A 13547-nucleotide genomic window follows, 5' to 3' on the forward strand; every position below is an offset into this window, starting at 1 on the left:
ATGTCCGCGTCCGGCGAGTTCGGGCGCGAGCTCACCTATCCGGAGGTGGGGGCGAGCCTGCGGGCCTTCCGAGGTGAGGCGCCGCTTCCCTCCGGTTATCGGCATCTGAGAGTCGAGAGCGAACCGGGCAGCGGCGACACCGTGTTCGAGGTCGCTGCTGCCCGGTTGCTCTCATGGGACATGCACCGCGGCGCCGGAATTCACGTGCCGGCGGACACCCCCGCCGCAGCAGCCGGACTCGACGTGCGGCTCGGGTTCGGCCTCGGACCGGTACGGGCGACCGCGCCGTGCCGTGTGATCGAAGTGTTCGACACGGGCCGGCAACGAGGCTTCACCTACGGCACGCTCGACGGGCACCCGGAGAGCGGCGAGGAGACCTTCGTCGTCGAGCGCACCGCCGACGGACGGGTCAGGGGTACGGTGATCGCCTTCTCCCGCCCCGCCCGCTGGTACACCCGCCTGGCCGGGCCGGTCGGGCACATGCTCCAGCGGCGCATCGCGCGCCGTTATCTCGCGGCACTCACAGCGTGACCGTCACATCGTCGACGGCCTTGCGCAGGAACTGACGGAAGACGTCCACCGGCTGCGCACCCGACACCGCGACGGCGCGGTTGGCCACGAAGAACGGCACCCCTTGCACGCCGATCCGTCGCGCGTCGAAGAGATCGGCGGTCACGGCGTCGGCCGCGGCCTCACCGGCGGGATCGTCGCCGTCGAGGGCCGCGCGCGTCGACTCCGGATCGAGCCCGACCTCGGTGGCGACCTTCACGAGGACATCCACATCGTCGACCACCTCGCCGTCGACGAAATGCGCACGGAACAACGCCTCGAGGACCTCGTCACGCTTGTCGCCGGCCAGATGCGCGAGCCGGTGCGCATCGAAGGTGTTGGCAGCGACGACGTTGTCGAAGTCGATCTCGAGTCCCACGTCGGCAGCGGTGTCCGAGACTTGGGCGAACATCTGCCGGACCTGCTCGGCAGGCATCCCCTTCATCGCGACGAGCGCCTCGACCTCGGGGACCCGTCGCCCGACCGGTGTGTCGGGCGAGAGCTGGTACGACCTCCAGGTGACCTCGATCCGGTCGCGGTCGTCGAACGACTCGAGCGCCTCCGCGAAGCGCCGCTTGCCGATATAACACCAGGGGCAGGCGATGTCGGACCAGATCTCGATATGGGCGGAGGGAAGAAGTACCTCGGGCATGCTCATATCCGGGTACAACCCGGCCCTGACATGCTCTGTTCCCGGGCCGGGCCGACCGTGCTCCGTTCCTCCGCCCCGTCAGCCTTCGAGAGCAGCGTCGAGGGAGATGTCGACGCCTGTGAGTGCCTTGCTCACAGGGCACCCGGCCTTGGCACCCTCTGCGGCCTTGGCGAAGCCGTCGGCGTCGAGGCCGTCGACCTCGCCCCGCACCTTCAGCGTGATCCCGGTGAGACGGAACCCGCCTGCCGGGTCCGGTCCCAGCGAGACGTCGGCGGTGACCTCGAGGCTCTGCGGTGTGCCGCCCGCTTCCGCGATCAGCGCGGACAACTGCATCGCGTAGCACGACGAGTGCGCAGCGGCGATGAGTTCCTCGGGGCTGGTGGTGCCGTCCGCGTTCTCGGCCGAGCGTTTCGGGAAGGACACGTCGAACGTGCCGCGGCCCGAACTGGTGAGCTCCACCTGTCCGGAGCCCTTCTGCAGATCTCCGTTCCACGCGGTCCGTGCGGTACGTGTGGGCATGACTTCTCCTTCTTCGTGTGGGGCAGCACTCCGGAAACCACACTTGCAGAATCGCCGGGACGGCGAGGGTCGTTCGCGACAGAGCGTTCCCGATGTCCGGATCAGGCCGATCGCCAGACGAGGGCCGCCCTCCTTCAGGATCGGCTTCGGGTCGTCGTGGTTGTGCCACACTCGACGATGTGTCCGAGCCCGAAGCCGCCCGCGCATATCGTGGCGTCGCCCCGGCCGATCGACGCGCCGAACGCCGCACACGCCTCCGGAAGGCGGTGATCGACGTGGTCGCCGACGAAGGATGGTCGGCGGCGACGGTACGGAAGGTCGCGGCCACCGCCGGAGTCGGTCCGCGCTTCTTCTACGAGAGCTTCACCGACATGAACGACCTCGCCACCACCGCCTACGACGAACTCGGTGCCGCCCTCCTCGAAGGTGCCGTCGACGCGATCGCGTCGGCCCCCGACGACCTGCACGCCAAGGCACGCGCCGCGGTCGGGGCGATCGTCGGTGCCGTCGAACTCGATCCCCAGCAGGGCCGTTTCCTCATTTCGGACGCGCCCCCGCTCGCCGAACGGAAGAGTGCGTTCATCCGCGCTGCCGCCGACGAACTCGTCGAGCAGAGCGATGCGGTGGGAACGCGCCTCGGCTCCCGTCGAGCCGAACTGTGCGCGGTGGTCGTCGTGGCCGGCGCCGTCGAACTCGTTCGCGAATGGCTCGACGGTGGCCTCGACATCCGGCCCGACGAACTCACCGAGATCGTCGCCGGCACCCTGTCGACACTCGCCGCGCACATGCCGGCCATCGGCAGATGAGCCGGCCGGGCAGATCGTCCGGAAAGAAGATCTCTGCTCAGCCCTGCACCGCGGCAGACAACCCCGTCAGAGCCTGGTCGATGTGGGCGGGCCACTCCCGGGGGTCGACCCGGTGCACGCCCGACTCCCCCGCGAACGCACTCGAGATCACCACATCGGGTTCCGTCGTCGCCAGCAGGCGCAGACTGTCGGCGAGCGCACGGGCGTCGCTCATCCCCTCGATGTAACCGGCCTGCCACTTCCCCGAAGCACCGCGGTACAGCGTGTCGCCGGTGAACAGGTAGCGGGTCCCGTCCGCGCCGGGCACCACATAGCAGATGCTGCCCACCGTGTGCCCGGGCGTCGGGACGATCTCCAACCCGTTGTCGTCCACCTGACGTTCCGTCAGCGGGACGTCGATGCGGGCGTGCCGGCCGACCACGTCGACCTCCGCCGCCGCCGCGTGGAGTCTCGACCCGAAGCGCTCGGCGATCCTGCCCAGCATCGGGCCGGCCTCGTCCTGGTGGGACAGGTACTGGTCGGTGATCCCACCGAGGCGGTCCAGTGCGTCGAAATCGGCCTCACCGGCAACCGAGTAGAAGAGCACGTTGTTCTTCCCGGTCCACAGATAGGCGTGCGTCCTCAACCCCGGGAAGGGGTTGTCCTCCTGCGTCTCCCACAGATCGGGCAGTATTTGCCGCATCGCGATACCTCCTGGTCGTCGTCCGTTCACCACCCCACCGTGCAACCTCGAGCCGACTGGAGGTCAAGTGCGTCGGACGACGAGAGGGGCGACACCCTCTCGGGTGCCGCCCCTCTCGGTACAGCAGGTGCCTGCATTCACAGGCTGCAACACGTGCCTGCATTCACAGGCGTCGAGCGGTTATCCGGCTTCGGACTCACCCTCGCTGGACTTCGCCAGCGCGACCGCCGGGGTGTCCGGGACCTCGGCCGGCTTCTCGCTCGGCGTGAACGTGAACTTCGCGTTCTCGCCCGCACCCTCGCCGTCCCAGCCCTCGACGTCGACGAGGACGATCTGGCCTGCGCCGATCTCGCCGAACAGGATCTTCTCGGAGAGCTGATCCTCGATCTCGCGCTGGATCGTGCGACGCAGCGGACGTGCGCCGAGCACCGGGTCGAAACCGCGCTTGGCGAGCAACGACTTCGCCTTCTCGGTGAGCTCGATACCCATGTCCTTGTTCTTCAGCTGCGTCTCCACACGTCCGACCATGAGGTCGACCATCTGGATGATCTGCTCCTGCGTGAGCTGGTGGAAGACGATAATGTCGTCGATACGGTTGAGGAACTCGGGCCGGAAGTGCTTCTTCAGCTCGTCGTGGACCTTGTTCTTCATCCGCTCGTAGTTCGACGCCTCGCCCGTTCCGGCGGAGAAGCCGAGCCCGACGGCCTTCGAGATGTCGGCGGTGCCGAGGTTCGACGTGAAGATCAGCACGGTGTTCTTGAAGTCGACCGTGCGTCCCTGACCGTCGGTGAGGCGACCGTCCTCGAGGACCTGCAGGAGGGTGTTGTAGATCTCCTGGTGGGCCTTCTCGATCTCGTCGAACAGAACCACGGAGAACGGCTTGCGGCGCACCTTCTCGGTGAGCTGGCCGCCCTCCTCGTATCCGACGTAGCCGGGAGGAGCACCGAACAGACGCGATGCGGTGAAGCGGTCGTGGAACTCGCCCATGTCGATCTGGATGAGGGCGTCGTCCTCACCGAACAGGAAGTTCGCGAGCGCCTTGGACAGCTCCGTCTTACCCACACCGGACGGACCGGCGAAGATGAACGAACCGGACGGACGCTTCGGGTCCTTCAGGCCGGCACGTGTACGACGGATCGCCTTGGCGACGGCCTTGACGGCGTCCTCCTGGCCGATGATCCGCTTGTGCAGCTCGTCCTCCATGCGGAGCAGACGCGTGGTCTCCTCCTCGGTGAGCTTGAACACCGGGATACCGGTCCAGTTGGCGAGGACCTCGGCGATCTGCTCCTCGTCGACCTCGGCGATGACGTCGAGATCGCCCGCACGCCACTGCTTCTCGCGCTCGGCACGCTGCGCGACGAGCTGCTTCTCCTTGTCGCGCAGGCTCGCGGCCTTCTCGAAGTCCTGCGCGTCGATCGCCGATTCCTTCTCGCGACGGGCATCGGCGATCTTGTCGTCGAACTCGCGCAGGTCCGGCGGCGCGGTCATGCGGCGGATGCGCATGCGGGCACCGGCCTCGTCGATGAGGTCGATCGCCTTGTCGGGCAGGAAGCGGTCGTTGATGTAGCGGTCGGCGAGAGTGGCCGACGCGACGAGCGCCTTGTCGGTGATCGAGACACGGTGATGCGCCTCGTAGCGATCGCGCAGACCCTTGAGGATCTCGATGGTGTGCTCCACCGTCGGCTCCCCGACCTGCACCGGCTGGAAGCGGCGCTCGAGAGCGGCGTCCTTCTCGATGTACTTGCGGTACTCGTCGAGGGTCGTCGCACCGATGGTCTGCAACTCACCGCGGGCGAGCTTCGGCTTGAGGATCGATGCGGCGTCGATCGCACCCTCGGCGGCACCCGCACCGACCAGCGTGTGCAGCTCGTCGATGAACAGGATGATGTCGCCGCGGCTGTTGATCTCCTTGAGGACCTTCTTCAGGCGTTCCTCGAAGTCGCCGCGGTAACGGCTGCCGGCGACGAGCGAACCCAGGTCGAGCGTGTAGAGCTGCTTGTCCTTGAGGGTCTCGGGGACCTCACCGTTGACGATGGCCTGCGCGAGACCCTCGACGACGGCGGTCTTACCGACACCCGGCTCGCCGATGAGCACCGGGTTGTTCTTCGTACGACGCGACAGCACCTGCATGACGCGCTCGATTTCCTTCGCCCGGCCGATGACCGGATCGAGCTTGCCCTCGAGAGCTGCCTGCGTGAGATTGCGGCCGAACTGATCCAGGACGAGCGAGGTGGACGGAGTGCCGGTCTCGCCACGGCTCGTGCCGGATTCTGCGGGCTCCTTGCCCTGGTAGCCGGACAGCAGCTGGATGACCTGCTGACGCACCCGGTTGAGATCGGCGCCGAGCTTGACGAGCACCTGCGCCGCCACACCCTCACCCTCGCGGATGAGGCCGAGCAGGATGTGCTCCGTGCCGATGTAGTTGTGTCCGAGCTGGAGCGCTTCGCGCAGGCTCAGCTCGAGGACCTTCTTGGCACGAGGAGTGAAGGGAATGTGCCCCGAGGGCGCCTGCTGCCCCTGGCCGATGATCTCTTCGACCTGGCTGCGAACACCTTCGAGGGAGATACCCAACGACTCGAGCGACTTCGCCGCCACACCCTCACCTTCGTGGATGAGGCCGAGGAGGATGTGCTCCGTGCCGATGTAGTTGTGGTTGAGCATCCTGGCCTCTTCCTGAGCCAGGACAACGACGCGCCGCGCGCGATCGGTGAACCTTTCGAACATCGCACTCCCTCACACTCTCCGGCCGCCGGTCCGGTACGCCGATCGTCCCGCACCCTGCTGCCGCTCTTAGCTCCGGCACTCGAGTCGTTCGTCGGAACCGTTTCGAGGTTCCAAGCTCCCACTCCACACTCTAGTGGTCGTGGTATCGACTCGCTTTCCCTCTACCCTTCGGAAGGCGGCGAGAAAACCCGGTTTCAGAAGTCAACGCTGCACGTGGCGGATACGTTTCCGCAAGCTGTACGCCACAAGCGAACAGCGGCAGTGGGGGATCAACGGGCGAAGAATCGCTCGATCCTGCGTCCGAGGCTCCCCGAGGCACGTTCGGGATCGGCCAGAGCACTTTCGGCGAGGACACTGTCCTCGTCCGACACCGTACCCGGTTCGAACGGCCGCAGCGAACGTCCCGGCCCCCGCAACCGTTCGATGGTGGAGATGAGCGATCCACCCTCCTCCGTGGCCTCGGCGATCACCTTCGGGTCGACGTTCAGATGCTCCGCCACCAGGATGTTGCGCAGCTCGACGGCGGCGCGGCCGACCGCGTCCCCGGGTTCGGCGGACTCGATCGCCAGGTCGCATTCGGTGTCGAATCCCATCGAACGGTTGTTCAGATTCGACGACCCGATCCGCAGCAGCCTCTCGTCCATCACGACGACCTTCGCGTGGACGTAGATCGGCTCCCCGCCGGCCGTGACGGGATAGTAGGCGGCGAAGCGGCCGTGCACGTCGGCCTCCCACAGCATGTGCAGCAGGGCACGGCGGGCACCGTCCATCGCCTTGCGTTCGAGCCAGCCCTCGGCGTTGCGCGGGATCACCGCCACGATCTCGGGCCCGTCCGGTTCCTGCAGTCGCTCCGCGAGCGCGTCCGCGATCCTGCGCGAGGCCAGATACTGACTCTCGAGGTAGAGGGTGTGCCGGGTCTTCTCGATCACCGACAGGTACAGCGATTCGATCTCGTGGACGCCTTCCTTCCCGCCGTAGGTGGGCAGCGTGCGGGCGATGCCCACGTCGACGCCCCGCAGGGTCGGTTCGAGGTCGTCGGGCCAGATCGGTTCCGGGTCCGGCACCGGATCGAGTTCCTCCCCCGTGGCCGCCTTCCACCGGGCGCGGGCCTGGTCGCCGAGAGCCCGTGCGGCCCCACCGTCGACGGCGGTGGTCACGTCGTGCCAGGGCCCGTAACGTTTTCCGCTCGGCTCCCGCCGGTATTTGCTGCGGTCCGGGTGATCAGGGGTGTCCCAGCGGTCGACGGTCATATCGATACCACCGCAGAAAGCGATACTGTCGTCGACCACGAGAATTTTCTGATGATGGGCGGCGCCCACGGGATGCGCTCCGTCTATTTCGAAGTGCAACCGCGGGTCGGTGAGCCAGTCGAGCACGAACACCGGAGTCATTCCCCGCGCCAGGGCGCTGAACGCGCCGATGTTCCACTTGAGCAGATAAATATCGAGATCGGGCCGCCGTTCGGGGAGCCATTCGAGGAATTTACCGAGTTTGTTCGGTCCCTCGAGAGTCGGACCGTCCGGTTCGAACTTGATTCGGGTGTCGAAATCCCATCCGATCAGCATGATGCGCTTTTTCGCTCCGAGCATCGCCGACTTGGCGTGACGGAAATAGTCGGCTGCGTCGACGATACAGGTCAGCCTCTCCGCTCGCGCGATTCGCCAGCAGGTGGAACCCGGTTCGAGCACGGTCTCGGCCATGAGCGGATGCTACTCCCCGACCGTATCGTCCCAGCGGACTCCATGGGGAATCGGTGTGGCGGAGGCCACTGAGCCACAAGCGAACCCATCTTCCAGACGACTGTGGGGCGCCGTCCACGGATGGACGACGCCCCACGGACGACGATGTCGTCAGTGTGCCTTGTTGTACGCCTCGACGATCTCCGCCGAGATACGGCCCCGCGCGGAGACCGGCAGATCGTTGTTCCGTGCCCATTCCCGGATCGCAGCCGTCTGCTCGCGACCCGCACTTCCGGATGCGCTCTTTCGTGCGGCCGGAGCAGCACCGACCGCAACTTTGCTCCGCTTGCGGCCACCGACCTTACGAGCGTGTTCGATCCAGAATTCCAACTGCTCGCGCAACCGTGCCGCATTGTCCTCGGAAAGGTCGATCTCGTACGTCACTCCGTCGAGTCCGAACTCAACCGATTCGTCCGCCGCCGATTCCTGATCCACATCGTCGATCAGGGTGACAGTGACTTTCTTCGCCATGTGGTGTAAATCCTCTCGCATGCGATTCCCCCCGCGGGACGGGCACCACACTACCCGCCGATTAACGCATCGCAATATGGAGTGGCGAAATCCGATCAGCGGGTGTTCGGTCGGACAATCGGGAAGAGGATTGTTTCACGGATTCCCAGACCGGTAAGTGCCATGAGGAGGCGATCGATTCCCATTCCGGTACCGGTGGTCGGCGGCATTCCCTGTTCCATCGCGGCGAGGAAATCCTCGTCGAGCACCATCGCCTCGTCGTCCCCTTCCGAGGCCAGGCGCGCCTGATCGACGAAACGCTCGCGCTGAATCACCGGATCGACGAGTTCCGAGTAGCCCGTGGCGAGTTCGAAACCGCGGACGTACAGATCCCATTTCTCGGTGACACCGCGCACGTCGCGGTGATCGCGCGTCAACGGCGAGGTCTCCACGGGGAAATCACGCACGAATGTCGGCTCGTGCAGCTGGTCGCCGCACATGTGCTCCCACAGTTCCTCGACGAGCTTGCCGTGACCCCAGCCCTTGCCCTCGGGAATCTCGAGACCCACGCGACCTGCGAGCGCGGTCAATTCCTCGACGGTGGTGTCGGGGGTCACGTCCGAACCGATCGCCTCGGACAGCGAGGGATACATTTCGAGGGTTTTCCATTCACCCCCGAGGTCGTATTCGGTGCCGTCGGCGAGCATCACGACGTGGCTCCCGAAGACCGCGAACGCGACCTCCTGGATGATCTCGCGGATCATCCGCGCCGAATCGTCGTAGGTGCCGTAGGCCTCGTACGTCTCGAGCATCGAGAATTCCGGCGAGTGCGTCGAGTCGGCACCTTCGTTGCGGAAATTGCGGTTGATCTCGAAGACCTTCTCGATACCGCCGACCACACACCGCTTGAGGAACAGTTCCGGGGCGATGCGCAGGAACAGGTCGATGTCGAGCGCGTTCGAGTGCGTCACGAAGGGGCGCGCCGCAGCACCGCCGTGCAGGGTCTGCAGCATGGGAGTCTCGACTTCGAGAAATCCGCGACGCTCGAGCGCGTTGCGCAGTTCGCGCACCACCGCGACACGCATGCGCGCGTTGCGGCGCGCCTCGGGACGCACGATGAGGTCGACGTAGCGCTGACGCACCCGTGCCTCTTCGTTCATCTCCTTGTGCGCGACCGGCAGCGGACGCAGCGCCTTCGACGCCATCGTCCACGAGTCGGCCATGACGCTGAGCTCGCCGCGACGGGAGCTGATGACCTCACCGTGCACGAACACGATGTCGCCGAGGTCCACATCGGACTTCCAGCCGGCGAGCGCGTCCTCGCCGACACCCGCGAGACTCAGCATGACCTGCAGCTGGGTGCCGTCGCCCTCCTGGAGCGTCGCGAAGCACAGTTTGCCGGTGTTGCGCGAGAACATCACGCGTCCGGCGACGCCGACGACGGTGCCGGTGGCGGTGTCGGGTTCGAGGTCGGGATATTCGGCGCGGATCTCCGCGAGCGTATGGGTGCGCGCGATCGTTACGGGATAGGCCTCGGAACCCTGTGCCAGGAGCCGTTCGCGCTTCTCGCGGCGGACCCGCATCTGCTCGGGGGTGTCGTCGGGCTGCTGAACGGTGGCATCACTCACGGGTAACCAGACTATCGGACACCCGGGGTCGTTCTTCCTGCAGATGCGCGCTTTCAGTGCGCGGTGACCCGTGCCACGTCCTGAGCGACGTGCTGGGCCTCTGCCACCGCCCCGACCAGGCGGGCGGCGCGGATGGCGTCGTAGCCACCGACGAGATGAGTGACCCGCCTCAGCCCCTGCGCGTGCAGCCCGGCGACCACGCCGTGCGAACTCGCACCGTCGGACGAGACGAGGATCCATTCGACGTCGCGATCGACGGCGAGTGCGAGCCGGCCCGACCCACTCGGATCGAGCCGCTCGGCGACGAGATCGGCGGAGATGGCCAGCGCGCCGGGAAGTGTTCCCTGAGCGGCACGTTCGGCGTGCGAGCGGATGTCGACGACGACGGCGCCGCGAGCGACCGCCGCGGCCAGTTCGGTGGGGTACGTGCGCTCGACGGCCAGTCGGTGGAAGGCGACCGGAGCAGCGGTGGAAACAGAAGAGGCGGAAAGAAGCGCAACGCGCATGAGAAAACTCCCAGGAATGTGTTATCGGTCGAGGCGGCGGTCAGCCTCGACAACACTCCTGGGTGCTCATGCAACGGATCACGGAAACCATCTTTACACAGAATGACGTTCGGCGGAACCCGCAGTTCCGCGTACCGCTCGTCTCACCTGGTTCCGTTCGTACACCAGACGCAACCCTTCGAGGGTCAGATCCGGTTCGTGGTGCTCGAGAGTGCGTGACTCCGGCATGATCAGCGGCGCACTGTCGCCGGTGCAGATCACGGCCACGTCGTCGCCGTCGAAACCGGGAACCTCCGCGCAGATCCGCCGTACGATGCCGTCGACCATGCCGGCGAACCCGAAGACGGCCCCGGACTGCATGCACTCGACGGTGTTCTTACCCAGAACGCCTCGGGGACGGAGCAATTCGACCTTGCGCAGCGCCGCAGACCGGGACGCCAGCGCATCCATCGAGATCTCCACACCCGGAGCGATGGAGCCGCCGAGGAACTCACCCTTGCCCGACACGACGTCGACGCACGTGGAGGTTCCGAAATCCACGACGATGCACGGAGATCCGTAGAAGTGGTAGGCCGCCAGGCTGTTGACGATGCGGTCGGCGCCGACCTCCTTCGGATTGTCCACCAGCAGAGGCACTCCCGTCCGCACACCCGGCTCCACCACGACGTGTGGCACCGACGACCAGTAGCGGTCGAGCATGACGCGCAGCTCGCGCAACACCGACGGCACGGTCGACAGCGCCGCGACCCCGGTGACCTGCTCGGCGGATTCCCCGAGCAGACCGCGGAACAGCAGGGCGATCTCGTCCGCGGTCATCCTGGGATCGCTACGGACGCGCCAGTCGCGCAGCAGGCGCGCGTTCGACCCGCTGCCCGCGAACACCCCCAGGACGACATTGGTGTTGCGGACGTCGACGGTGAGGAGCACCTCTAGACCAGGGACGGGGAGTCGAGAGTCGACAGCATCCGAGGCGTGATCAGACCCGAGCCCTCGGGAGCGTGGGCGGGGTCGTTGCCGAGCTCGACCTGACGGTTGTCGGCGTCGACGAACACCACGCGCGGGCTGTAGTCCTTGCACTCCTGCTCGTTCATCACCCCGTAGGCGATGAGGATGACGAGATCGCCGGGGCTCACGAGACGCGCTGCGGCCCCGTTGATCCCGATGATGCCCGAACCACGCTCACCGGCGATGACGTACGTCTCGAGCCGGGCCCCGTTGTCGATGTCGACGATGCAGACCTGCTCACCTTCGAGCAGATCCGCGGCGTCCATCAGATCCTGGTCGACGGTCACCGAACCGACATAGTGCAGATCCGCGTGGGTGACCGTGGCGCGGTGGATCTTCGACTTCATCATGGTGCGGAACATGCTCGTCCTCGGTTTCTTTCTCGTTTCCGAATTCGATCGGTGGGTCAGCGGGTCGTCAGGTTGTCTTCGGCCTCGGGATCCACCGGGCCGGTGGCGCGCTCGAGGAAACCGGTACCGACGGCGACCCCGACGTTGTCGATGAGGCGGGTGGTGCCGAGTCGCGCGGCGACGAGCAGCCGGCCGTCGCCTCGTTCGGGCGCGGGCCCGAGATCGGCACCGCGCACCTCGAGATAATCCACCTCGATCTGCGGGCTCTGTGAGAGCACCTCGCGCGCCGTGGACAGGATCGCCTCGGCTCCACCCGCCGCGGCGTGCGCGCCGGCGACGAGGGCCGCCGACAGCGTGGTCGCGATCTCGCGCTGTTCGGCGTCGAGATAGCGGTTGCGCGAGGACAGTGCGAGTCCGTCCTGCTCGCGCACGGTGGGAACACCGACGATGCGGATGTCGAGATCGAGGTCGGCGACCATCTGACGGATCAAGGTGAGCTGCTGATAGTCCTTCTCGCCGAAATACGCGGCGTTGGGGCCGACGATGTTGAACAGCTTCGCGACGACCGTCAGCATCCCGGCGAAATGGCCGGGGCGCGAAACACCTTCGAGTTCCGATCCGAGCGGACCGGGATGGATCGTGGTGCGCGGGCCGTGCGGGTACATCGCGGAGGCCGACGGGACGAACGCGAGTTCGACCCCGGCTTCGCGGAGCAACTCGAGGTCGGCGTCGAGGGTGCGGGGGTAGGCATCGAGGTCCTCCCCCTTCCCGAACTGCAGCGGGTTGACGAAGATCGACACCACCACGACGGCGCCGGTGAGCTTGGCCTGGCGCACGAGTTCGAGGTGACCGGTGTGCAGCGCACCCATCGTCGGTACGAGTGCGACGGTGCGGCCGACGCCGCGCAGAGCCCGGGTGACCTTGGTCAGGCCCGCGGGATCGCGGTGAACGCTCAGTTCACCTCGCACGTATCCACGCTGTCCTGCTTCACTCACCGTATTCAGCTCCTTCGAGAATTGCCATGAGTTCCGGCTTCGAGCCGGTCCGTTGCGCCGACCGCAACGACATCGCCCGATAACCCGCTGCGATCTGCGGATCGACGGCCTCGAGCGCGCGCAGATGTGCGGCGACGGCGTCGGCGTCACCACGCGCGACCGGTCCGGTGAGAGCCGAGGGGCCGCGCCGCAGCACGTTGTCGAGCGCCGCCGAGAGCAACGGCTGCAGGACCCGTTCGGCGACTCCACCGGGAGCATCGTCGACGAGTTGCTGGCCGAGCAGCTCCTCACCCTGCAGGGCGCTGCGCAGTGCCTCGACGGCGTCGGCGACCAGCGTGACCAGGTGGTTGCTGCCGTGCGCGAGGGCCGCGTGGTAGGTCGTCCGCATGGATTCGGGGACGCGCACCGGCTCGCCGCCGATCTCGAGGACCAGGGACTGGGCGATGGCGTAGCCGACCTCGTCGGCGGCCGTGATGCCGAAGCACGCGGACGAGAGCCGGTCGATGTCCTCGTCGTGACCGGTGAAGGTCATCGCGGGATGGATCGCGAGGGGTACGGCGCCCTGCTCGGTCAGCGGCTCGAGGATCGCGGTGCCATGAGCGCCCGAGACGTGGGCCACGATCGTGCCGGCGGCGACCGAACCGGTGGCCGCCAGGCCCCCGACCAGCGACGAGAGTTCGGTGTCGGGAACGGCGAGAAGGAGGAGGTTGCAGCGACCGGCGACCTCGTCGACCGGCAGGATCTGCGACTCGGGCAGACGGGTGGCGGCGCGGTGCCTGGAGATGTCGGAGACCGCCGAGCAGGCCACGACGACATGACCGACCCGTTCGAACGCCGCGCCGAATGCGGTACCGACCCGGCCGGCGGACACAATTCCTACCGACAGGCGCGCAGGCGCAGGTGCGTTGGTGATCCCGAAGGAATTCACGGGAGTCCTCTCGT

Annotated in this window: 14 protein-coding genes; 2 read left to right on the top strand and 12 right to left on the bottom strand. The window is 66.7% G+C overall.

Annotation, left to right across the window (positions count from 1 at the left end):
* The gene (locus PV766_RS02235) at positions 1–531 is read left to right on the top strand and encodes a DUF1990 family protein (protein WP_064063131.1); all 531 of its coding nucleotides are present in this window, start codon (positions 1–3) and stop codon (positions 529–531) included.
* Here the strand turns inward: PV766_RS02235 and PV766_RS02240 are convergent.
* Positions 521–1207 (bottom strand): DsbA family oxidoreductase, encoded by a 687-nt coding sequence (locus tag PV766_RS02240; RefSeq protein WP_129977269.1) that lies wholly within the window; start codon positions 1205–1207, stop codon positions 521–523. The two genes, PV766_RS02235 and PV766_RS02240, sit on opposite strands and share 11 nt — an antisense overlap.
* A 72-nt stretch (positions 1208–1279) precedes the next feature.
* A complete protein-coding gene (locus tag PV766_RS02245) occupies positions 1280–1720 on the bottom strand; it encodes an OsmC family peroxiredoxin (protein ID WP_026002799.1) in 441 nt (146 codons plus the stop codon).
* 179 nt (positions 1721–1899) lie between these two features.
* Here PV766_RS02245 and PV766_RS02250 point away from each other — a divergent pair, with 179 nt between their 5' ends.
* Positions 1900–2526, top strand: a complete 627-nt coding sequence (locus PV766_RS02250; protein ID WP_064063129.1) for a TetR/AcrR family transcriptional regulator — start codon at positions 1900–1902, stop codon at positions 2524–2526.
* 37 nt (positions 2527–2563) lie between these two features.
* Here PV766_RS02250 and PV766_RS02255 read toward each other — a convergent pair whose 3' ends face one another.
* The 10 genes from PV766_RS02255 to PV766_RS02300 all read right to left on the bottom strand — a co-directional run bounded on the left by PV766_RS02255 (position 2564) and on the right by PV766_RS02300 (position 13533).
* Positions 2564–3208, bottom strand: a complete 645-nt coding sequence (locus PV766_RS02255; RefSeq protein ID WP_421096309.1) for an MBL fold metallo-hydrolase — start codon at positions 3206–3208, stop codon at positions 2564–2566.
* A gap of 180 nt (positions 3209–3388) precedes the next feature.
* Entirely contained in the window at positions 3389–5932 is a 2544-nt protein-coding gene (locus PV766_RS02260; protein ID WP_016931934.1) for an ATP-dependent Clp protease ATP-binding subunit, read from the bottom strand.
* A 269-nt stretch (positions 5933–6201) separates the two neighbouring features.
* Positions 6202–7632 (bottom strand): phospholipase D-like domain-containing protein, encoded by a 1431-nt coding sequence (locus PV766_RS02265; protein WP_421096310.1) that lies wholly within the window; start codon positions 7630–7632, stop codon positions 6202–6204.
* Between the two features lie 150 nt (positions 7633–7782).
* On the bottom strand, positions 7783–8142 hold the full coding sequence (locus PV766_RS02270) for a histone-like nucleoid-structuring protein Lsr2 (protein ID WP_016931932.1): 360 nt from the start codon (positions 8140–8142) through the stop codon (positions 7783–7785).
* A 95-nt stretch (positions 8143–8237) separates the two neighbouring features.
* Entirely contained in the window at positions 8238–9704 is a 1467-nt protein-coding gene (lysS, locus tag PV766_RS02275) for a lysine--tRNA ligase (protein ID WP_242496777.1), read from the bottom strand.
* Positions 9705–9802: 98 nt separating this feature from the next.
* Positions 9803–10255, bottom strand: a complete 453-nt coding sequence (locus PV766_RS02280; protein ID WP_064063126.1) for a rhodanese-like domain-containing protein — start codon at positions 10253–10255, stop codon at positions 9803–9805.
* A gap of 93 nt (positions 10256–10348) precedes the next feature.
* On the bottom strand, positions 10349–11182 hold the full coding sequence (locus tag PV766_RS02285; protein WP_421096311.1) for a type III pantothenate kinase: 834 nt from the start codon (positions 11180–11182) through the stop codon (positions 10349–10351).
* Between the two features lie 2 nt (positions 11183–11184).
* Positions 11185–11622, bottom strand: a complete 438-nt coding sequence (panD, locus tag PV766_RS02290; RefSeq protein ID WP_064063124.1) for an aspartate 1-decarboxylase — start codon at positions 11620–11622, stop codon at positions 11185–11187.
* Positions 11623–11666: 44 nt separating this feature from the next.
* On the bottom strand, positions 11667–12605 hold the full coding sequence (panC, locus tag PV766_RS02295) for a pantoate--beta-alanine ligase (RefSeq protein ID WP_421096312.1): 939 nt from the start codon (positions 12603–12605) through the stop codon (positions 11667–11669).
* On the bottom strand, positions 12598–13533 hold the full coding sequence (locus PV766_RS02300) for a Rossmann-like and DUF2520 domain-containing protein (protein ID WP_064063122.1): 936 nt from the start codon (positions 13531–13533) through the stop codon (positions 12598–12600). The genes panC and PV766_RS02300 overlap by 8 nt, the downstream gene beginning before the upstream one ends.
* Between the last annotated feature and the right edge of the window lie 14 nt (positions 13534–13547).

This window comes from Rhodococcus sp. As11, assembly GCF_048957735.1.
GTDB classification, from domain to species: Bacteria; Actinomycetota; Actinomycetes; order Mycobacteriales; family Mycobacteriaceae; genus Rhodococcus; species Rhodococcus gordoniae.